At 55.0% G+C, this 21,244-nt stretch carries 21 protein-coding genes; 9 read left to right on the top strand and 12 right to left on the bottom strand.

Going from position 1 to position 21,244, the window contains the following annotated elements:
• Positions 1 to 141 precede the first annotated feature (141 nt).
• Positions 142 to 1,608: an undecaprenyl-phosphate galactose phosphotransferase WbaP gene (gene wbaP / locus LU196_RS15595; protein WP_232759891.1), complete on the top strand. Its 1,467-nt coding sequence runs from the start codon at positions 142 to 144 to the stop codon at positions 1,606 to 1,608.
• A gap of 112 nt (positions 1,609 to 1,720) precedes the next feature.
• Positions 1,721 to 2,914 carry a multidrug effflux MFS transporter gene (locus tag LU196_RS15590; RefSeq protein WP_232759890.1) on the top strand — a complete coding sequence of 398 codons (1,194 nt, stop codon included), beginning with the start codon at positions 1,721 to 1,723 and terminating at the stop codon, positions 2,912 to 2,914.
• On the opposite strand, the gene dadX is transcribed toward LU196_RS15590, so the two are convergent.
• Together dadX and LU196_RS15580 are read right to left on the bottom strand one after the other, a co-directional pair.
• A complete protein-coding gene (gene dadX / locus LU196_RS15585) occupies positions 2,907 to 3,977 on the bottom strand; it encodes a catabolic alanine racemase DadX (RefSeq protein ID WP_232759889.1) in 1,071 nt (356 codons plus the stop codon). The two genes, LU196_RS15590 and dadX, sit on opposite strands and share 8 nt — an antisense overlap.
• A 21-nt stretch (positions 3,978 to 3,998) precedes the next feature.
• Entirely contained in the window at positions 3,999 to 5,300 is a 1,302-nt protein-coding gene (locus LU196_RS15580; protein ID WP_232759888.1) for a D-amino acid dehydrogenase, read from the bottom strand.
• A 493-nt stretch (positions 5,301 to 5,793) separates the two neighbouring features.
• On the opposite strand from LU196_RS15580, the gene LU196_RS15575 reads away from it, so the two are divergent.
• Positions 5,794 to 7,329 (top strand): SpoVR family protein, encoded by a 1,536-nt coding sequence (locus tag LU196_RS15575; RefSeq protein WP_232759887.1) that lies wholly within the window; start codon positions 5,794 to 5,796, stop codon positions 7,327 to 7,329.
• A 38-nt stretch (positions 7,330 to 7,367) separates the two neighbouring features.
• Here LU196_RS15575 and fadR read toward each other — a convergent pair whose 3' ends face one another.
• Positions 7,368 to 8,087 (bottom strand): fatty acid metabolism transcriptional regulator FadR, encoded by a 720-nt coding sequence (gene fadR / locus LU196_RS15570; protein WP_232759886.1) that lies wholly within the window; start codon positions 8,085 to 8,087, stop codon positions 7,368 to 7,370.
• A gap of 298 nt (positions 8,088 to 8,385) precedes the next feature.
• Between fadR and dsbB the strand changes: the two genes are divergently transcribed.
• On the top strand, positions 8,386 to 8,916 hold the full coding sequence (gene dsbB / locus LU196_RS15565) for a disulfide bond formation protein DsbB (protein WP_232759885.1): 531 nt from the start codon (positions 8,386 to 8,388) through the stop codon (positions 8,914 to 8,916).
• Positions 8,917 to 8,958: 42 nt separating this feature from the next.
• Here the strand turns inward: dsbB and LU196_RS15560 are convergent, their stop codons facing one another.
• From LU196_RS15560 to LU196_RS15550, 3 genes are all read right to left on the bottom strand, one after another.
• Complete coding sequence (locus LU196_RS15560; RefSeq protein WP_232759884.1) at positions 8,959 to 9,402, bottom strand: YcgN family cysteine cluster protein; 444 nt, start codon at positions 9,400 to 9,402, stop codon at positions 8,959 to 8,961.
• A 65-nt stretch (positions 9,403 to 9,467) separates the two neighbouring features.
• Positions 9,468 to 10,127: a fumarylacetoacetate hydrolase family protein gene (locus LU196_RS15555; RefSeq protein ID WP_232759883.1), complete on the bottom strand. Its 660-nt coding sequence runs from the start codon at positions 10,125 to 10,127 to the stop codon at positions 9,468 to 9,470.
• A 263-nt stretch (positions 10,128 to 10,390) separates the two neighbouring features.
• Positions 10,391 to 10,666: a YcgL domain-containing protein gene (locus LU196_RS15550; RefSeq protein ID WP_232759882.1), complete on the bottom strand. Its 276-nt coding sequence runs from the start codon at positions 10,664 to 10,666 to the stop codon at positions 10,391 to 10,393.
• A 152-nt stretch (positions 10,667 to 10,818) separates the two neighbouring features.
• Between LU196_RS15550 and minC the strand changes: the two genes are divergently transcribed.
• The 3 genes from minC to minE are packed head-to-tail and all read left to right on the top strand — an operon-like array spanning position 10,819 to position 12,636.
• Complete coding sequence (minC, locus tag LU196_RS15545) at positions 10,819 to 11,517, top strand: septum site-determining protein MinC (RefSeq protein WP_232759881.1); 699 nt, start codon at positions 10,819 to 10,821, stop codon at positions 11,515 to 11,517.
• 33 nt (positions 11,518 to 11,550) lie between these two features.
• Positions 11,551 to 12,363 carry a septum site-determining protein MinD gene (gene minD / locus LU196_RS15540; protein WP_232759880.1) on the top strand — a complete coding sequence of 271 codons (813 nt, stop codon included), beginning with the start codon at positions 11,551 to 11,553 and terminating at the stop codon, positions 12,361 to 12,363.
• A gap of 3 nt (positions 12,364 to 12,366) precedes the next feature.
• The gene (minE, locus tag LU196_RS15535) at positions 12,367 to 12,636 is read left to right on the top strand and encodes a cell division topological specificity factor MinE (protein ID WP_145888653.1); all 270 of its coding nucleotides are present in this window, start codon (positions 12,367 to 12,369) and stop codon (positions 12,634 to 12,636) included.
• A gap of 53 nt (positions 12,637 to 12,689) precedes the next feature.
• Here minE and rnd read toward each other — a convergent pair whose 3' ends face one another.
• The 5 genes from rnd to LU196_RS15510 form a co-directional block, all read right to left on the bottom strand.
• Positions 12,690 to 13,811 (bottom strand): ribonuclease D, encoded by a 1,122-nt coding sequence (gene rnd / locus LU196_RS15530; protein WP_232759879.1) that lies wholly within the window; start codon positions 13,809 to 13,811, stop codon positions 12,690 to 12,692.
• A 97-nt stretch (positions 13,812 to 13,908) separates the two neighbouring features.
• Positions 13,909 to 15,585 (bottom strand): long-chain-fatty-acid--CoA ligase FadD, encoded by a 1,677-nt coding sequence (gene fadD / locus LU196_RS15525; RefSeq protein WP_232760090.1) that lies wholly within the window; start codon positions 15,583 to 15,585, stop codon positions 13,909 to 13,911.
• Between the two features lie 205 nt (positions 15,586 to 15,790).
• Positions 15,791 to 16,381, bottom strand: coding sequence for a Slp family lipoprotein (locus tag LU196_RS15520; protein ID WP_232759878.1), 591 nt, complete (start codon positions 16,379 to 16,381; stop codon positions 15,791 to 15,793).
• A 59-nt stretch (positions 16,382 to 16,440) separates the two neighbouring features.
• Positions 16,441 to 17,139, bottom strand: coding sequence for a tRNA (adenosine(37)-N6)-threonylcarbamoyltransferase complex dimerization subunit type 1 TsaB (tsaB, locus tag LU196_RS15515; protein WP_232759877.1), 699 nt, complete (start codon positions 17,137 to 17,139; stop codon positions 16,441 to 16,443).
• Positions 17,140 to 17,192: 53 nt separating this feature from the next.
• On the bottom strand, positions 17,193 to 19,103 hold the full coding sequence (locus LU196_RS15510) for an ATP-dependent DNA helicase (RefSeq protein ID WP_232759876.1): 1,911 nt from the start codon (positions 19,101 to 19,103) through the stop codon (positions 17,193 to 17,195).
• Positions 19,104 to 19,225: 122 nt separating this feature from the next.
• Here LU196_RS15510 and LU196_RS15505 point away from each other — a divergent pair, with 122 nt between their 5' ends.
• The gene (locus LU196_RS15505; RefSeq protein WP_232759875.1) at positions 19,226 to 19,570 is read left to right on the top strand and encodes a RidA family protein; all 345 of its coding nucleotides are present in this window, start codon (positions 19,226 to 19,228) and stop codon (positions 19,568 to 19,570) included.
• A gap of 12 nt (positions 19,571 to 19,582) precedes the next feature.
• Here the strand turns inward: LU196_RS15505 and LU196_RS15500 are convergent, their stop codons facing one another.
• Positions 19,583 to 19,774, bottom strand: coding sequence for a YoaH family protein (locus tag LU196_RS15500; protein WP_232759874.1), 192 nt, complete (start codon positions 19,772 to 19,774; stop codon positions 19,583 to 19,585).
• Between the two features lie 110 nt (positions 19,775 to 19,884).
• Here LU196_RS15500 and pabB point away from each other — a divergent pair, with 110 nt between their 5' ends.
• A complete protein-coding gene (gene pabB / locus LU196_RS15495; RefSeq protein WP_232759873.1) occupies positions 19,885 to 21,243 on the top strand; it encodes an aminodeoxychorismate synthase component 1 in 1,359 nt (452 codons plus the stop codon).
• Position 21,244 lies beyond the last annotated feature (1 nt).

Genomic DNA, 21,244 nt, shown 5'->3' with positions numbered 1-21,244 from the left:
AACGGGTTTTCCGTGCAGCGTCTACGGCACCACTGGTTGTTATCATGCTGAAAAACTTCTGTTTATTTCAGCGGACCACACCTGAGCGCGTACTTGATTCTGGTCAGGCCATCTTTTACACATCAAAAGAGAGCAGGTTTTATGGCAAGTACATTAATAATGAATGACGCTACCCGTTCGTGGAGCGGATTGCGTAAAAATCTCATTGCTAAAATCGCATTGAGTTTCTCTGATTTAATCGCATTGAATTTGGCATTATTTTTATCTGCGGCGACGGTCCAGGGTATTTGGGGAGAGCTGGACGCTTTTATTCCGCCACAGCAAATTGAATATCGTTTTATTGCACAGCTCGGCCTGTCGGTACTGTGTACCGCCTGGTTTTGGGTGCGGATGCGTCATTACACCTATCGCAAACCGTTTTGGTTTGAATTAAAAGAAATTGTCAAAACTCTGTTTGTGTTCTCGTTGCTCGATCTGGCGCTGATTGCCTTTTCAAAATGGGACTTTTCCCGCATGGTTTGGGTGTTCAGCTGGACTTACGCGCTGCTGTTGCTGCCGCTCATGCGCGCCGGGGTCAAGCGGGCCATCAATCGGGCCGGACAGTGGCAAAAAGAGACCATCATTATCGGCTCCGGCAAAAACGCCATGGAAGCTTACGCGGCGCTGCAAAGTGAAGAGATTCTCGGCTATAACGTTCAGGCGTTCATCGCCCTTGACGATACCCCTCCTGCTGATTCCGTTAACGGCGTGCCGGTGATCACGTTCAAAGATATTAACTGGCAAACCATAGACCGTGAAAACACGCAGTTTATCGTGGCCACGGAGTACGAGCAGCAATCCGTTCGCGATAAGTGGCTCAAGTTTCTGTCAAAAATGAAGTGCCGCTCCATCTCTGTCATCCCAACGCTACGCGGCGTGCCGCTTTACGGCACGGATATGTCCTTCATCTTTAGTCATGAAGTGATGATCTTGCGGGTGAGCAACAATCTGGCTAAGCGCTCTTCGCGTTTCTTGAAACGTACGTTTGATATTGTGGTCGCTTCGCTGCTGCTGCTGTTCCTGGCGCCGGTGTTTGGCCTGCTCTGCGCGATGGTAAAACGTGACGGGGGTAACGCCATTTATGGCCATGAACGCGTGGGTCAGGATGGTGTGAAGTTCAAATGCCTGAAGTTCCGCTCAATGGTCACCAATTCCCAGGAAGTGTTGCAGAACTTACTGGCCACCAGCGAAGAGGCACGCGCTGAGTGGGACCGTGATTTTAAGCTGAAAAACGATCCGCGCATTACCCGTATCGGCGGTTTCCTGCGTAAAACCAGTCTTGATGAGCTGCCGCAGTTGTGGAATGTGATTCGCGGCGAGATGAGTCTGGTTGGTCCGCGCCCGGTGATTGAAGCCGAACTGGAGCGTTATGCGGGCGACGTCGATTACTACCTGATGGCGAAACCGGGTATGACGGGTTTGTGGCAGGTAAGCGGTCGCAATGACATTGATTACGATACGCGCGTCTACTTTGACTCCTGGTATGTTAAAAACTGGGCGCTGTGGACGGATATCGCCATTTTGTTCAAAACCGCAGGCGTGGTGTTGCGCCGCGACGGTGCCTACTAAACCCTCACGCGATGCCTGTGCATGCACGGCGGGCATCGCCTTTTTAGTGCTTTCCTTTTCACGCGCAAGTCATTACCCTTCCCGCTTGTTTAACTGGTTGTCCCGGTCCGCAATGCAAAAATTTACCCTACTGCTGTTAAGCCTGGTGCTCCTCGCGCCGCTTGGTATCGATCTCTACCTGCCCACACTGCCACAAATCGCCGAAGGGCTAAATAGCCCGGTCAGCCTGATTCAACTCACCATTCCCTTATTCCTGCTCGTGATGGGTGTAGGGCAGTTGGTCACCGGGCCGCTGGTGGATAACTTCGGACGTAAGCCGATCGCGCTTATTGGACTGGCGCTCTACCTCCTCGGCAGCGTCGTCGCCGCAACCGCCACGGTGTGGCCGGTGTTCTTTCTCGCGCGGCTGATCCAAGGCTGTGCCGTGTGCTGCAGCGCTGTCGTGGCGTTTAGCGGCGTACGCGATCGCTTGAGCGGCGATGCCGCCGCCCGCGCCTATGGCTTCCTTAACGGTGCGCTTAATATTGTTCCCGCGCTGGCGCCGCTGCTGGGCGGTCTTCTTGCCGATCATTGGGGATGGCGTGCGCCATTCTGGTTCCTGTGTGGCTATGCCGCGATCCTTGCCGTGGTGGTGTGTTTCTTCCTGCCAGAAACCCGACCGGCTGACACGCTTCGCGTAAAAGGCTTACCGCTGGCGCAGTACGCCGCCATTGCCCGTGAAACCCGCTTTTTAGCCTTTGCTTTTGCCAACGCCGGTGCGCTCGGGATGGTGCTGACGTATGTTTCTCTGGCCCCGAGCGTGTTGATGACCGAAGGCGGGCTGTCTCCGCTACAATTCTCGTTTGCGTTTGGCGCCAATGGCTTTTGGATCATGCTGGTGAGTGCGTTTGTGAATAAAACCATTCGCAAAGCGGGCCGCCCTTTCTGCCTGGCAATGGGGTTTGTCACCATGCTGGCCGGCGCCACGCTGCTGGTGGCGGGCGTGATGCTTCTGCCTGCCGCCTGGCAGACCCATTGGGCCATGTACATGATCCCGGTGGCGATCTCCGTGGCCGGGTTAGCTTTTACCGTCGGCCCTGCCACCAGCTATGCGTTAGAGCCCTATCAGCAACAGGCCGGCGTCGCCGCAGCGTTACAAGGATTTATTCAGATGGCGGGCGGTGCAGGTGCAAGCCTGATTCTTGTGGCGCTGCCGATAGCAGAAAAATCTGCGCTGGCGCTAATGATGGTATTGGGTGCAGCGCTGGCACTGATCGCCTGGCGCTGCAGCAGGAAAATACGCGGTACCGTGACCGCGCTTAAATAACCGTGACCGGAACGCGTGGGGCGAGCGCACACATTAGCTCGTACCCCACCGTTCCAGCCGCCTGCGCCACTTCGTCAATCTTGATCTGATCGCCCCACAACTCCACGCGCGAGCCAATGCCTGCCTGCGGGCAGGGCTCAAGGTCAATCATCATCATGTCCATGGAAATCGCCCCGAGCGTGCGGGTGCGTACGCCCTCCACGCAAACCGGCGTGCCCGTCGGCGCATGACGTGGATAGCCGTCAGCGTAGCCACAGGCAACAATGCCAATGCGCTGGGCGGACGCCGCGCGATAGCGATAGCCATAACCCACGCCATCACCGGGGCTCAACTGCTGCACGCCGATGATTTCACTGCTCAGCGTCATAACTGGCTGCAGTCCGGTACTGGCGATGTCCTGCCAATTTCCGCTGGGTGATGCGCCATATAAAATAATGCCCGGACGCACCCAGTCGCCGTGCGTCTGCGGATGCCATAGCGTGGCCGCCGAGTTTGCCAGCGAGCGCGGACATGACAGGCCTTCAGCCGCTTGCGCAATGCGTTGCATCGGCTCAGTGACGCCGTCGGCATTATCCGCATCGGCAAAGTGCGCCATCAGCGTGATTTCACCCACGTTGGGCAGCGCACGCAATTTTTCCCATGCCGCATGCGCTTGTTCAGGACGAAAGCCCAACCGATTCATCCCGCTGTTGATTTTGAGATAGATATCCACCGGCGCGGATAACGTGGCCGAGGCAAGCGCCTTGATTTGCCAGTTGCTGTGCACGCTGGTGGTCAAGCGATAGCGGTCAATCAGCGCCAGTTCGTCGGCGTGGAAGAACCCCTCCAGCAGCAAGATGGGCTTCTTCCACCCTTGTTCACGCAGCAGAAGCGCCTCTTCCATATTGAGCAGCGCAAAACCGTCGGTTTCCGCCAGACTCTGCCAGACGCGTGCAATTCCATGGCCGTACGCGTTGGCCTTCACAACCGACCAAACGTGCGCGTGCGGGGCCGCCCGGCGAACAACGCCTAAGTTGTGGCGAAGCGCCGATAGCGTAAGAGTAGCGCCCGTAGGACGTGACATGCTTTTGCTCTCCCTGAATACTTAACGAGCTGCGTTAGCATTACGCAGCGGCGACGATGGGGATTCAAAACCGGGCAGATAGCGCAGCACCGACAAATCATCCGCGGCAATCGCCGGTTTCTGGCCTGAAATCAGGTCGGCCAATAGCTGCCCGGAACCACACGCCATGGTCCAGCCCAGCGTGCCGTGGCCGGTGTTGAGATAAAGATTGGAGAGCGGCGTGCGCCCAACAATCGGCGTGCCGTCCGGCGTCATCGGACGTAACCCCGTCCAGAAACTGGCCTGCTCGACATAACCGCCCTCAGGATAAAGATCGCTGACCACCATCTCCAGCGTTTCACGCCGCGCAGGCAACAGTTTGGTGTTAAAACCAACAATTTCCGCCATGCCGCCAACGCGAATGCGGTTGTCGAAGCGCGTCACCGCCACTTTATAAGTCTCATCGAGGATGGTGGAGACAGGCGCCCCCTGCGGATTCTTGATAGGCACAGTCAGGGAATAACCTTTCAGGGGATAGACCGGTATCGACACACACTCTTTCAACAAGGCGGTTGACCACGAACCCAATGCCACCACATACGCATCCGCTTTGATCACTTCGTCGCCGCACTTTACCCCGTAAATGCGATTGCCTTCGCGCAACAGTTGATCAATCGGTGTGTCATAGCGAAACACTACGCCAGCCTCAGCCGCCATTGCCGCCAAACGCTGAGTAAACAGCTGACAATCGCCGGTTTCGTCGTTCGGCAGCCGTAAGCCGCCGGTGAGTTTATGCGCCGTGGCCGCCAGGGCTGGCTCCACGCTATGTAACTGTGCAGCCTCCAGCAGTTCGTAAGGTACGCCCGCCTCTTTCAGTACGGCAATATCTTTGCTGGCGCTCTCAAACTGCTGCTGGGTGCGGAACAGCTGCAGCGTGCCACCCTGCCGCTCTTCATAGGTTATGCCGGTGCTGGCGCGCAGCGCCCGCAGGCAATCGCGGCTGTATTCCGCAATGCGGACCATGCGGGCCTTGTTCTGCTGATAATGATGCATGTCGCAATTACGCAGCATATTCCACATCCACTCTAGCTGGAATTTACTGCCGTCAAGGCGCACCGCCAGCGGTGCATGACGCTGAAACATCCACTTGATGGCTTTTAGCGGGACGCCAGGCGCAGCCCAGGGCGCGGCATAGCCGGGAGAGATCTGCCCGGCATTGCCCGCGCTGGTTTCCATCGCCGCGGCTGGTTGGCGGTCAATCACCGTGACCTCGTGTCCCGCCTGCGACAAATACCAGGCACTCGCCACCCCCACGACACCGCTGCCAAGAATCACTACGCGCATAAGACCCTCACCGCTGAAAAGCATAATTAACTATAAACGACGCCTGAGCTAGCATATCCCGACGCCCTACAGACCTTACAACCCATCCACATATTTCACATGCTTTTTACCTTTCTGCACACTGAAATCATGCTGCAGCGCTAAAATCAGAACTTTTTATGCCTTTACTCCGTTTGCCAGCCATTTATTATGCGTTTCGCGGACTTAACGCACTTTCACAGGAGAAAGCGCCGCCCTGCACTCAACACCATTAAAATAGAACTTTTAACCACATAAAGGCACGCTTGCAATACTTAACGCTTACCGCCGCTTAAACCACGAATTTTGAATGATTTTATGCCAAGAATTCGATTGTGTTCCCAACCGTGATAAGAGACATTGGACTATCATTGAAATGTTCGCTCAGTTCTCTTGGGCTGTCTTTCTCAGGATGAAGCCTTCACGATCGTGGTCGGTGACTCGCTTTCCGGCCGCTTGCAAATAGAGGTGCGCTATGACGACAATCTTTGACGAGCCAACCCGGAGCAGTAAACGACTCAGTGACGGACCCGACTGGACCTTTGAACTGCTGGACACTTATCTTGCGGAAATTGACCGCGTAGCCAAGAGCTACGGACTGGATACCTACCCGCACCAAATCGAAGTCATTACTTCCGAGCAAATGATGGACGCCTACTCGAGCGTCGGTATGCCGATCAATTACGCTCACTGGTCATTCGGCAAAAAATTCATTGAAACCGAGCAGCGTTATAAGCACGGTCAGCAGGGATTGGCCTATGAAATTGTCATCAACTCTAATCCCTGTATCGCCTATTTGATGGAAGAGAACACCATGACCATGCAAGCGCTGGTGATGGCGCATGCCTGCTATGGGCATAACTCTTTCTTCAAAAATAACTATCTCTTCCGCAGCTGGACCGATGCCAGCTCTATCGTGGATTACCTGTTATTCGCGCGTAACTATATCTCTGATTGTGAAGAGCGCTACGGCGTAGAAGAAGTAGAACGCCTGCTCGATTCGTGCCACGCCTTAATGAATTACGGGGTCGATCGCTACAAACGCCCGCAAAAAATTTCGCTGCAGGAAGAAAAAGCCCGGCAGAAAAGCCGGGAAGAATATCTGCAAAGCCAGGTCAATACGCTATGGCGTACGCTGCCGCGCAAAGAGAAAGAGTCTGTTCAGATTGAAGCCCTGCGTTACCCCTCTGAACCGCAGGAAAATTTGCTCTATTTTATGGAGAAAAACGCGCCGCTGCTGGAGCCATGGCAGCGTGAGGTGCTGCGTATTGTGCGTAAAGTGAGTCAGTACTTTTATCCGCAAAAGCAGACGCAGGTGATGAATGAGGGATGGGCGACCTTCTGGCACTATACCATCCTTAATCATCTTTATGATGAAGGCAAAGTGTCAGAGCGCTTCATGATGGAGTTTTTGCACAGTCACACCAATGTGATTTATCAGCCGCCCTATAACAGCCAGTGGTATAACGGCATCAACCCCTATGCGCTGGGCTTTGCCATGTTCCAGGATATCAAGCGCATCTGCCAATCCCCTACCGAGGAAGATCGCTACTGGTTCCCGGACATCGCCGGCTCTGACTGGCTCAAAACGCTGCATTTCGCCATGCGTGAGTTTAAAGACGAAAGTTTTATCAGCCAGTTCCTGTCGCCCAAAGTGATGCGCGATTTTCGCTTGTTCACGGTAATGGACGATGACCGGAATAACTTCCTTGAAATTGCCGCCATTCATGATGAAGCAGGCTACCGCGCCATCCGCCAGCAGCTTTCGGCGCAGTATAACCTGAGTAATCTGGAACCCAATATTCAGGTGTATAACGTCGATTTACGCGGCGACCGCTCTCTGACCTTACGTTACGTGCCCCAGCAGCGCGCACCGTTAGATAAGAGTCGTCGCGATGTGCTCAAGCACGTGCACCGTCTGTGGGGATTTGACGTACATCTGGAACAGCAGAATGAAGATGGCAGCGTGGAACTGCTGGACCGGTGTCCGCCACGCAATCCGATAATCTGAATCAGCTATAAAAAAACCGGACGGCCCCGTCCGGTTTTTTATCGTTTGCTGCCTAAATCATCCGGCATGCTTTTTTGCATACTGTGCCAGATTTCACCGCTGCGTCGGCCATAAGCACGTACGCTGTCCACGATTTGCTCCTGCGTGGGCTGCTTGCCACAGAGATCCGCCAGTTCACGGTAGAAATTTCTCGCCACTTCTCGCGCTTCCGGGTTGGAAAAATAGTGGCGTCCCACGCGCGTGTACAAGCCTTTCATGCCGTTAAGGATCAAACCGTAAATCGGGTTGCCAGAGGCAAAAGCCAGACCGCGAAACACGCGATAATCGAGCTCGGTATACGCTTCCGCCTGATCCTCTTCGCTTAATGCCGTTTCCAGGACCTCACGCGCTTTCTCAGGATGATGGCGCAGCGCACGGCTGATAAAAATAGACGAAATATTGGTGCGGACGGAGAGTAAATTATCAATTAATTGGGGAACGCTATCGTGATCGAGACGGGCCAGCGTTTCAAGAATATTTAAGCCTGAGGTTTCCCAAAAATCATTGACGCGCGTAGGCTTGCCGTGTTGGATAGTGAGCCAACCGTCACGGGCCAGGCGTTGAAGAACCTCACGCAGCGTGGTACGCGTAACGCCAATCAGTTCAGAAAGCTCACGTTCAGCAGGCAGGATCGATCCCGGCGGAAAACGGCTATTCCAGATGCTTTCAATAATATACTCTTCAGCAAATCCTGCGGGACTCTGCGCCTTAATAACCATAGCGTGTATTTCTCGTTGCTTTCTTTAATCTGATAGGACTCATCATACCAGACGCCCTATAGGGGAAATAGCCTGCTACCCGATTAAAAGCGCGATAAGGTTACTTTTCAGTCACGTCTTATTTCTTATCAGCAATCGCTCGCCCTGAGCGTCAGCTCAGCGGCATCGTGTTGATGGCGCAGCGTTACGCCATACCGGGATTAAGGTCATTTTCGTTGCAGATTTTTCCGCAATCCGGGCTGGCACCGTATGGCTTTTCGTTTACACTGCCAACACTCACGATTAGGGGATAGGCACTATGTTGCGATATTTGAATCAATGCTCGCGAGGACGTGGAGCGTGGTTATTGTTGGCACTAACGGCGCTGGCATTGGAAGCGGTGGCCCTGTTTTTTCAACACGTTTTAGGACAAAAACCCTGCGTCATGTGCATTTACGAACGTTGCGCACTGTTTGGCGTTATGGGCGCGGGCCTGGTCGGCGCTATTGCGCCAAAAACGGCGCTACGCTGGGTGGCGCTAATGATCTGGCTTTATAGCGCCGTTGAAGGGCTACGTTTGGCTTATGAACACACCATGATTCAATTGCACCCCAATCCTTTTGTCACCTGTGATTTTGCCGCGCGCTTCCCTGCATGGCTGCCGCTCAATACGTGGCTGCCGTCGGTGTTCGTGGCGACGGGTGACTGCGCGGAGCGGAGCTGGACCTTCCTAAGCTTTAGCATGCCGCAATGGCTGATTGGGGTGTTTGCCGCTTATTTAGCGGTCGCGGTGCTGGTGGCAGTGGCTCAGCCTTTCAAGCCTAAACGTCGCGACCTCTTCGGGCGTTAATCTCGGCGCAGAACAGGTGGCGTTCGCTACCTGTGCTGCGCGCTAGCCGCGATCCGGACGATCGATAATGTGATCTTCCCAATCGCGCACTTCACTCTCTCGCACGGCGATATAACGTACCGAAATGCGCTGTGCGTGCATGGCCTGCTTCGAGCCGGCGATCAGCGGGTGCCAGGCAGGTAACGTTTTTCCTTCCCCCATCAGGCGATAGGCACAGGTGCGCGGCAGCCAGTCAAAGGTGGTGAGATTGTCGCGCGTCAGCTTGATGCAATCTTCCTCATATTCGAAGCGGCGTTCGTAGTTGCGGCACTGACAGGTCTTGATGTTGAGCTGATTGCAGGCGACGTTAGTGAAATAAATTTCATCGGTGTCCGCGTCCTGCAACTTATTAAGGCAGCATTGTCCGCAGCCGTCGCACAGCGATTCCCACTCTGCGTCGCTCATCTGATCGAGGCGCTTAGTCTGCCAGAAAGGCTGTTCAGTCATAAATATGTTCCGGATTGCGCGTAAAGACCGCACCTTATAAAGGTTAAGGTGCGGTGATGCAAGTCTTACAACACCCGCGTGCTGATGTCCTGTCCGGCCAGCGAGATGTCAAGCTGATCGCCTGAACGCAGCGGACCTACGCCTTCTGGCGTGCCGGTGAGTATCACGTCGCCGGCTCGCAGCGTGAAGAAGTGGCTCATGTAGGCAATCAGCGGCAGAATTTTATGGATCATGTCCGCCGTGGTACCGTGTTGGCGCACCTCGCCGTTCACGGTCAGCTTTAGCTCGGTATTCTGCGGGTCACCGCTGAATTCTGACGCGGGAATAAATCCTGACAGCGGGCAGGCATTATCGAACCCTTTGGATTTCTCCCACGGCTGACCGGCTTGCTTCAGTTTTGACTGCACATCGCGGAGCGTTAAATCCAGCGCGACGCCGTATCCAGCAATAGCTTGCGCGACGTGCGCTTCAGAAGCCTGCTTTAGCGTGGCGCCAATCAGCACCGCCAACTCCACTTCGTGATGCACTTCACCTTTGTCGGCTGGAAGCGAGAGCGGCTGGCGCAGATCACAGATGGCGCTTTCAGGTTTGATAAACACCACCGGCTCGGAAGGCGTGGCGCTGCCCATTTCTTTAATGTGTTTTGCATAGTTGCTGCCTACGCAGACCACTTTGCTGACTGGGTAATCGAGTAACGCGCCCTGCCAGTTACGATGTTGATACATATTCTTCCCCTGCTATGAGTGTGTTTGCTGCCAGAAACTGGCGAAGCGATCCGTTTCAGCGGCTGAACGTGGCACGCTGAAACGGAAGATATTAACGACTTATTGAGGCTGGGGTTAGCCAAATTGTCAACAGCCGTTAATCATTCACGGCCTTTTTAGAAAAGGAAAGGTTAATGTCCGTAATTACAATTGCACCCGGAAAATTAAATACCGGAAATAATACTGATTATTTCCACAGGCCATAATTCACAGAGGATTCCGAATTAATCTTTTTTACCGTCTTCCAGGTGAATATTGAGCAGATTTTCAACCGGTGGGGGGATCTGCAAATAATATCCCTGCTCACGTAACCCTTCCTTCACTTTATTGATATCCGCGTTAGCCAGCTTCTCCCGCTTGTCCAGCGACAGTACCATCGCCAGCTGCGGCTTGCCGAAGCCACGCAGCAGCGCTTCTGGCACACGGGAGAAATCGTCTTTTTTTTCAACGTACAGATAAGTCTGATCGCGTTGCGGGCTTCTATAGATCACACAAAACATATTTTTTACTCGAATTAACGGTTAGCGTCACTTGCCTGAATATAGCAGGAACTATAACATGCTTGCAGAACTTCGAATATTGACCGTTTGATGCCATGGCGATTAAATCGGCGTCCATCTTAAGGTCGTAAAACAGGACAGAGTCACGACAGATGTCGCAAACGCCAATCGAATTCAAGGGAAGCAGTTTTACCCTGTCAGTCGTTCATTTGCATCATTCGCAACCTGAAGTGATTCGCCAGGCGCTGCAGGACAAAATCGACCAAGCCCCGGCATTTTTACAAAATGCGCCCGTGGTGCTGAATGTCTCCGCGTTGTCGGGTGACATCAACTGGAAACAGATACAGCAAGCGGTCAGCGCAACGGGTTTGCGTATCGTCGGCGTGAGCGGCTGCAAAGATGATGCCCTGAAAAAAATGATTGTCCGGGCTGGGTTGCCGGTGCTTTCGGAAGGCAAGGAGCAGCGCAACCACGCCGAACCGGTCGCAGTGGAGGCACCGGCCCCCGTTGCGGAATCGGCCAGCAAGACGCGCATTATCAATACGCCCGTACGCTCAGGACAGCAAATTTATGCCCGTAATGCCGATCTTATCGTTACCAGCAGCGTCAGCGCGGGTGCCGAACTGGTTGCAGACGGCAACATTCATATTTACGGCATGATGCGGGGACGCGCCCTTGCGGGTGCCAGTGGCGATCGCGACTGCCAAATTTTCTGCACCAACCTCGTCGCAGAGTTGGTGTCGATTGCTGGCGAATATTGGATCATGGATCAGATCCCAACAGAATTCTTTGGTAAAGCGGCGCGCCTGTGCCTGACAGATGGCGCGCTCACCATTCAGACACTTAATTAGGCCCCTTTTCTTTCGTTAAGGAAATCAACATTTATGGCACGCATTATTGTAGTTACATCAGGTAAAGGGGGCGTTGGCAAGACCACGTCAAGCGCGGCCATCGCTACAGGTTTAGCGCAGAAAGGCAAAAAAACCGTCGTGATCGATTTCGATATCGGTTTGCGTAACCTTGACCTGATCATGGGCTGTGAACGCCGCGTGGTCTATGACTTTGTCAACGTCATCCAGGGCGATGCCTCGCTGAATCAGGCGCTCATTCGTGATAAGCGTACTGAGCAACTCTATATTCTTCCCGCTTCGCAAACGCGTGATAAAGACGCACTGACCCGTGAAGGCGTCGAGAAAGTCTTAAACGATTTGGCCGCCATGGAGTTCGACTTCATTGTTTGCGACTCACCTGCGGGTATCGAAACCGGCGCGCTAATGGCGCTCTATTTTGCTGATGAAGCCATTATCACCACCAATCCGGAAGTCTCATCCGTCCGAGACTCTGATCGCATTTTGGGCATTATCTCCTCAAAATCGCGCCGTGCGGAAAATGGCCAGGATCCGGTTAAAGAGCACCTTTTGTTGACCCGTTACAACCCCGGTCGCGTAACGCGCGGCGATATGCTGAGCATGGAAGACGTTCTGGAAATCCTGCGTATTCCACTGGTCGGCGTGATCCCAGAAGACCAATCGGTATTGCGCGCCTCTAACCAAGGTGAACCGGTTATTCTTGACGCTAATTCTGACGCCGGTAAAGCCTACGCTGATACCGTGGATCGCCTGCTTGGCGAAGAACGCCCCTTCCGCTTTATCGAAGAAGAGAAGAAGGGTTTCCTGAAACGCCTGTTCGGGGGATAACACATGGCATTACTTGATTTCTTTTTATCCCGCAAGAAGAACACCGCCAATATCGCAAAGGAACGGCTACAGATTATCGTAGCCGAGCGCAGAAGGGGCGACAGTGAGCCCCATTATTTGCCGCAGCTTAAGCGGGATATTTTGGAAGTGATCTGCAAATACGTGAAGATTGATCCGGATATGGTGACGGTACAGCTCGATCAGAAGGGAGATGATATCTCTATTCTGGAGCTGAACGTGACGTTACCCGAGACGGAAGACGCGCCTAAATGACAGAAGCGGTTTCCTGATTTCCCCTGCGTTGTAGCGCAGGGGAAAACGTCCGCTTAAAGCGTTTCCATCAGGGCTTCGATACGTGCTTTAAAGAGTTCCCCGCGCCAGCCACTGAATAACTCCGGCAAGCGTCCGGCCTTTTTCAGGCCCCACACGGTGCTGAGCACCTGATTGATCTGACGACGTGACGCCAACAGCTCTTGACTGTAACCTGTCTCTTCACTGACCTGCTGAACCAGCGCTTTGATCGCTTTGAACGCCTGTTTGTAGTGCGGGTGATCGATGAGGTTAGGTAGCGGCTGCGGTAACGTGCTTTCGTCCTGCGCCTGCGCTTCTGCCACCAGCGCCACTAACGTTTTGCCATGAAAGCGAATTTCATGACCATTCAAGCCGAGATGATCAAGCTCACCCAAGCTGCCGGGCATAAAGCGCGCCACCTTCCATAGATTTTCCTCGCGCACCACAAAGTTGACCGCCATATCTTTCTGGCGCGCGAGCGTCAGGCGCCATGCGGCCAGCCGCTGGAGAGCCGCCAGCTGACGCGGACGCAGCTGCCAGGCGTTGGTAATGTCGCGCCACGCTTCTTCAGGTTGCAGCGTATCCAAACGGCGCTGGCACAGCATCTCGCACTCGCTCAATGCCGCAGCCATGTTGCCTGCGGCTTCGGTCTGCTTCACTAATTCACGCGCAATGGGCAGCAGATAAGCGACGTCGGCCGCCGCGTATTCACACTGCCGCTGCGTGAGTGGACGCGCCAGCCAATCAGTGCGGGACTCGCTCTTATCCAATTCGACCTGCGTAAAATGGTTCACCATCGATGCAAAACCCCAGGAGAGGGGCTGGCCGGAAAACGCCGCGAGGATCTGCGTGTCGACCATGGGATCGGGTAAACACTGGAAGCGATGCAGGAACACCTCAAGATCTTCGCCGCCTGCATGCAGGAACTTGATCACGTTTTTGTCCTGCAGTAACGCGACAAAGGGCGCCCATTCAGTGATTTTAAGCGGATCGATTAGAACCAGTTGCTCACCATCGAACAGCTGGATGAGACCCAGCTGCGGATAGTAAGTACGGGTGCGCACAAATTCGGTATCCAGCGCCACAGCGTCGTGCAGGCGCGCCTGTTCGCACACGGCAGCCAACTGGCTGTTTTGGTCGATCATGGTGTAATTCACGTTGTATTCTTCGCTGCGACAGACCGCGCGCAGCGCTCCATGTTAAAAGCAATAAAAACGCCGGACTACGCCGGCGTAAACCTCAGAGAAAAACTGCCTACTGCCCTTCCCGCTTCGCCTCGTCGCGTAATTCACGGCGCAAGATTTTTCCCACGTTGGTTTTTGGCAACTCTTCCCGAAATTCAACGATTTTCGGCACTTTATAGCCGGTAAGCTGGCGTCGGCAGTGATCCAACACCTCTTCACGTGTGAGTGAAGGATCTTTTTTCACGATACAAACCTTCACCGCTTCGCCGGACAGGTCGCTGGGCACGCCAATGGCGGCCGCTTCGCGAATTTTTGCATGCTGCATCAAGACATCTTCAATTTCATTAGGATACACGTTAAAGCCTGACACCAAAATCATGTCTTTTTTGCGATCCACGATGCGGATAAAGCCTTCGCTGTCCACGGTAACAATATCGCCGGTGTGCAGCCAGCCATTTTTCAGCACTTCATCGGTAGCGTCTAGGCGCTGCCAGTAGCCCGTCATCACTTGGGGGCCACGAATGCACAGCTCGCCAGGCTCGCCAGGCGCGACCTCGACGTCATTATCGTCAACGATACGCACATCGGTTGAGGGTACCGGCAATCCAATGCTGCCCGTGTGGCAGGCAATGTCGTAAGGATTCACGGAGACCAGCGGCGAACATTCGGTCAGGCCATAGCCCTCAAGCAAATAGTGGCCGGTGAGTTTTTCCCAGCGCTCGGCAACGGCTTTTTGCACCGCCATACCGCCTCCAGCAGAGAGGCGCAGCGTCGAAAAATCGAGCTTGTTGAAGTGGCTATCGTTAAGCAACGCATTAAACAGCGTGTTGACACCCGTAATGGCCGTGAACGGAAATTTACTCAGTTCTTTAACAAAACCGGGGATATCACGCGGGTTGGTGATCAGCAAGTTGGTGCCGCCGAGGTCAAGAAACAGCAGGCAGTTCACCGTTAACGCAAAGATGTGATAAAGCGGCAAGGCGGTGACCACCTGCTCTTTTCCGGCACGCAGCAGCTTACCGTATGTGGCTTTGGTCTGCTCCAGATTGGCTTGCATGTTGCCGTGCGTCAGCATCGCCCCTTTGGCCACGCCTGTGGTGCCGCCCGTATACTGCAGGAAAGCCAGATCGCTGTTACTCAGAACGGGACGCTGATAAGACATTTGCGCCCCTTGCTGCAAGGCAGTGCGGAATGGCACGGCGCCAGGCAAATGGTATTTGGGCACCAGCTTTTTAACGTACTTCACAACAAAGTTAACCAGCGTGGCTTTAACCGGCGCCAGCTGATCGCCCATGCGCGTCAGCATAACGTGTTTGACCGGCGTATCTGCCACCACTTTTTCCAGCGTATGCGCGAAATTCGACACAATAACAATGGCGCTGGCGCCGCTATCATTGAGCTGGTGCTTAAGCTCGCGCGGCGTATAGAGCGGATTGACGTTCACCACCACCATACCCGCACGTAATACACCAAAGAGCGCGACCGGATATTGCAGTAAATTCGGCATCATCAGCGCCACGCGATCGCCCCGTTTCAGGCCAAGGCCCTGCTGCAGCCAGGCCGCAAACGCACGACTTTGCTCCTCAAGCTGACGGTAGCTCATGCGCTGACCCATATTGATAAATGCCGTTTGGTCGGCATAGCGCTGTGCGGCGTGCTCGAAAAGATCGACCAGTGACGGGTAGCGATCCGCGTTAATCTCAGCAGGAACATCTGCTGGATAGCGTTTGAGCCAAACTTTATTCAATGAATTACCCCGATAATCTTGTTGCGTAGCCATCGCAGCCTCTGCCATCAGTGTTATTAACAATATTTTAACTGATTGTACCAGTTTGCTGATTGCCGCTTTTACAGGTTGCGAAGCGCATCACTAATTTAACTGCGTGAGAAACGCAGCCAATAAAAAAGCCCGCTCGCGCGCACCGCAAGCGGGCCGATAAAACGTTGCAGAGCTATTCCGTCAGGATCGTTTCAACCTGTGCCGGGCCGGTGTTCATCCCCCAGTAAGGATTAGGGCCCCAGTAACCGGGATGACGCCGCGTTGGCCCATACCAAATCCAGGGATCAATGGGCTGCGGGGACGTCATGACCTGCTGCGTGAGGCGCCAACGCTGATATCCGCGCACGTCCACCACCACAAAGTTATAGCTGGCGCTACCGATAGTGCCTTTTTCGGTGCCTTTGAGGGTGCCTAATACGGTGATGTATTGATTGTTGAGATCAACAGGATCAACGAAACCGTGGATATCCGCATAGATACGTCCTATCGACGCGGCCCCGAGGCGGGGACGCGCGCTCTCATCCAGCGGCTGCGTGGCAATCTCAATGCGCGTAAGCCCATTGCGGTTATCCACCTTAATGACTTTGCCGCCGAAGCGCGACTCCTGGCCGATATACAGCTGCGGCGCATTCATTACCCGCACTAAATCTTGCTGTGGCTGAGGGGAGCTCCCCTTAATGGCATCTGGCACTGAAACGCAACCGCTGAGCAACAGCGTGCAGGTCAACAGCGCGCCAGACCACACTTTGTGACGTATTGGCATAGCACTTCTCCTGTTATTTCCCGGTTAGACTCAGCGGTGCGGGTTTAGTTGCGCGTCGCTCAGCGTCCCGGCAACTTTTTCCATGCCACTTCATTGCGCAAATATACGGGCTCAGCCTCGGCAACGGCCACCGCCTCGCCGCGCTGCCATGCGCGTTCAGCCAAGGGCAGCATATCTTCCGCTGCCGGTAAGGTAACGCCGCCCGCAATCAATTCCAGACCTGCTGTGGCTTGCAATTGCGGATACGCCGCCCAGCCGGTTCCCACGGTTGTCCAGGTACCGCTTAATGCAGCAAGGTGAGTCTGCACATCCTCCGGCTTCAGCACGGCTTCGGTTTCTGCGCCGTGCCATTCGCCCTGCTCATCGCGCTGATAGGCCGCCCAGTACACTTCTCCCATGCGCGCGTCAATGGCCGCCAGCACCCGCGTCGCCCCGCTGAGACGCCATGCACCCTGCGCCATGGTCGCCAGTGATGACACCCCAATCATCGGCAGATCGGCACCCAGCGCTAAGCCTTGAGCAATACCAATGCCAATGCGTACGCCGGTAAAACTGCCGGGCCCACGTCCAAACGCCAGCGCATCCAGCGTTTTAAGCTCCAGCTGCCCCGCGTGTAACAGTTCTTGCACCAGCGGTAAGATACGCTGCGTATGATCGCGTGGCGCAATTTCAAAACGGGCATCAATCTGCTGCTGATTGAGCAGTGCGGCTGAACAGGCTTCTGTCGCCGTGTCCAGAGCTAAAATTCGGGCGGACATAACAACCTCGAGGAGATAAAAAAGGCGCGTATCTTATCACAAGGTAACGCGCATTACTGAGTCGCCGGTTGCTTAACAAATGCAATCGCGCGGTCCAGGTCGCGGGTGCGCGGCGTGGGAGGCAGACTGTTCAGAAAGAGACCGCCATAGGGCCGCGATACCAGGCGCTGATCGCAAATCACCAGCACGCCGCGGTCGGCGGTATCGCGAATCAATCGTCCTACGCCCTGCTTCAGGGTAATCACCGCGTCCGGCAGTTGCACATCGTTAAACGGATCGCCGCCGCGCAGGCGGCAATCTTCCATGCGCGCCTTCAGCAACGGATCTTCGGGCGAGGTAAAAGGCAATTTATCAATAATCACCAGCGATAGCGCGTCACCGCGCACGTCTACCCCTTCCCAGAAGCTGCTGGTGGCCACCAAAAGCGCATTGCCGGCTTCAAGGAACTGTTTCAGCAGCTGGCCTTTGCTGGTCTCGCCCTGCAGCAGCACGGGCAGCGTCATTGAGGCGCGAAACTCTGCCGCCAGCTCACGCATCATCTTGTGCGACGTGCAAAGGAAAAAGCAGCGACCTTTATTCGCATCAATCAGCGGCTTCATCATGCGCGCCAGCTGACGGGCGCCGCCGGGATAATTGGGCTCCGGCATATTGCGCGGCACGCACAGTAACGCCTGCTGGGCGTAGTCAAACGGGCTATCAAGAATGAGCGTTTTGGCGCGATCCACCCCTAAGCGACTGGCGAAATGGCTCATTTGTTCATTCACTGCCAGCGTCGCCGAGGTGAAAACCCATGCGGCCTTACGGTTATCCATGACTTCGCGAAAACGTTCAGCCACGGACAACGGCGTGAGCGCCAGCGTGAAGTGACGGCTGGTGCACTCATACCAGTAACTAAAACCGGGCTCGTCGATAGCCCGTAAGCGTTTCAGGCGGGTGCGATAGAGCGCCGCGCGCTCAAACGCGGCATCCAGCAGCGCAGATCGCCCCAGCGAAAGCTTGATCACGTCGTAGCAAAGCTCAAGCGCATCATCGAGCAGCGTGAACATACGCATAATGTTGTTATCGCTGAGTAGATCACGCAGATTACCGCGAAAACCCGGTTCGCCGAGGGTGAGTCGAAAATCTTGTGCGCACTGGGCAAGGCGATCGGCCGACTTCTGCAGCTGCTGGACATCACGCACCTCGGTGCGGTAGGCAAGGATAATGTCTTTGGCGAGATCCTGAAGCTGGCGGCTCGACAGCTGCTGACCAAAATACTGGCTGGCGATATCAGGCAGCTGATGGGCTTCATCAAAAATCATCACGTCCGCTTCCGGGATCAGCTCGCCGAATCCCCCCTCTTTCACCACCAGATCGGCGAGGAAAAGATGATGATTCACGACCACCACGTCAGCATCCATGGCCTTTTTACGCGCCTTGACCACAAAGCACTCTTTATAGAGCGGACAATCGCTGCCGAGACAGTTGTCGTTGGTGCTGGTCACAGAAGGCCAGATCGGGCTGTCCTCGGCGACATCTACGCAGCTGCTGATATCGCCGTCCACGGTATAGGATGACCAGTTGCGCACGTGGATCAAGTCGCCCAGCGCCTGAACGGTAAGATCGCCACCGCTTTGATTTTGCTGCTCAAGACGTTCAAGACAGAGGTAGTTGGAGCGACCTTTCAGCAGCGCGGTTTTACCGCTGAATTGGAGGGCGCGGGCGATGGTCGGCAGATCGCGGTTATAGAGCTGATCCTGAAGCGCCTTTGACCCGGTTGACACAATAACCTTTTTTTTCGCGCGCAATGCGGGAGCCAGATAAGCGTAAGTCTTGCCGGTGCCGGTGCCGGCTTCGACCACCAGCTCACCGCCCTGCTTCACCGCGTCGGTCACCGCCTGCGCCATTTCTCGCTGCGCCTCGCGCGGCTTAAACCCCGGAATAGCCTGCGCCAACGCGCCATCAGCTGCAAAATCGTCTGCCACACATCCTCACACTTTGCTTAAAACCACTGTAATTATGTCAGGATTCGAGTTTGCCCACCACAACAGATGACAGCGCCCGGTCTGATATGGCAGGCTACGCAGCAAAATGACAGGAGACCAACATGACCATTACGCGAATCGATCCGGCCCCGCGCATGTCCGAAGCCGTGGTGCATAACGACACCATTTATTACACCAGCGTGCCGGAAAATCTTGAGGAGGACGCCGAAGCGCAAACTGCGAATGCGCTGGCGGTAATCGACGCGCTGCTCACGCGCGTAGGATCGGACAAAAGTAAAATTTTGGATGCCACCATATTCCTGGTAGACAAAGCCGACTTTCCGGCCATGAACCGCGCTTGGGATGCTTGGGTATCACCTGACCATGCGCCGGTTCGCTGCACCGTGCAAGCCGGACTGATGCATCCTCAATATAAAGTTGAAATCAAAATCGTCGCCGCCCGCTAACCCGTTCGGGTGCTACTCGTCATCGTGCTCGTCGTCCTCGTCGAATAGCGCCCGAATACCTTCACCTTGATAAGTCTGACGGATCTCTTGCGCGACCTGCGCAATCGCCTGACCGCTGGACATGCCGTCCGCCATCAGTTCCTGAATACGTTCAACCGCCTGCTGCTGCTGCTCGTGAGATAACGCGGGAAGACCTGTAAACATAGCGAACTCCTGAGAATAAAGAACGGGCATTATTCCACGCGGAACAAACAGGTGCCAGTGAGATAAAAATATGCCAGGCTACGCGCCTGCTTGCTGAACTGAATCGCACCATGACCGTGAACACACTCACCCTGAAGTATACGCCGGATGCGCTGATGCATCGTTTTTCTGCCCTTGCCCATCGACCCTGGGCGATGCTTCTGACCTCCGGCGGAGCCGATCACACGGACAATCGCTTTGATATTCTCACTGCCGACCCGCGCGTTACGCTCACCACGCGTGGCGAGCTAACGGAAATTGACGACGGCAGCGATCTTCTCCTCTCCAATGCCGACCCGCTGGCGCTGGTTCAGCAACAGATTGCCCGCCTGGGCGCGGCACCCGCTTTTCACCCGGATCTCCCTTTTCAAGGGGGCGCACTCGGACTCTTTGGCTATGATCTGGGCCGGCGCTTTGAAACGCTGCCCCAGCGCGCTGCGCGCGATCTGCAAACGCCAGACATGGCGGTGGGCATTTACGATTGGGCACTGATTGCCGATCACCATCTTTGCACTCTCACGCTGGTGTCGCTTGAGGACGCAAATCGGCGCTGGCAGTGGCTACAGGCCCAGGCCATTCCCGCGCCCAAGCCCTTTTTCCTGACCAGCGACTGGCACTCATCGCTCAGCGCGGCGGAGTACGCCGCACGCTTTGACGCCATTCAGCAGTACATTCAAGCGGGCGACTGCTATCAGGTGAATTTGGCTCAGCGCTTTCAGGCGAGCTATCGCGGTGATGAATGGCAGGCTTTTTTACGGCTCAATCAGGCCAACCGCGCGCCCTTTAGCGCCTTTGTCCGCTTAGCGCGCAGCGCGGTCTTGAGCCTGTCGCCAGAACGTTTTCTGGCGCTGAAACAGCAGGAAATTGAAACCCGGCCTATCAAGGGCACCTTGCCTCGCCTGAACGATCCCACAGCCGATCGATTGCAGGCGCAAAAACTGGCCAGCGCGGAGAAAGATCGCGCGGAAAATCTGATGATTGTCGATCTGTTGCGCAATGATATTGGCCGCGTGGCCGAACCCGGTAGCGTCAGCGTACCGGAGCTATTTAAAGTGGAAGCGTTTCCCGCTGTACACCATTTGGTCAGTACGGTACGCGCGCGTCTGCCTGACCACTTAACCGCCAGCGATCTGCTGCGGGCCTGTTTTCCCGGTGGCTCAATCACCGGCGCCCCCAAAATCCGCGCAATGGAAATTATTGAAGAGCTGGAGCCCCAGCGGCGCAACGCCTGGTGCGGCAGCATCGGTTATCTCAGCCTGTGCGGTCGCATGGACACCAGTATCACTATCCGCACGCTGATTGCAGAAAATCAACAGCTGTACTGCGCCGCAGGTGGCGGCATTGTGGCGGACAGTGAGCGGGAGGCGGAGTATCAAGAGACGTTCCATAAGGTCAATCGTATTTTGCCCTGCCTGCGCAATGAGGAATAAT

It is taken from the genome of Pantoea sp. Mb-10 (genome assembly GCF_021272205.1).
Classification (GTDB): domain Bacteria; phylum Pseudomonadota; class Gammaproteobacteria; order Enterobacterales; family Enterobacteriaceae; genus Pantoea.
The sequence above is the reverse complement of the archived record's forward strand: the minus strand, read 5'-3'. Positions and strand labels throughout refer to the sequence as shown.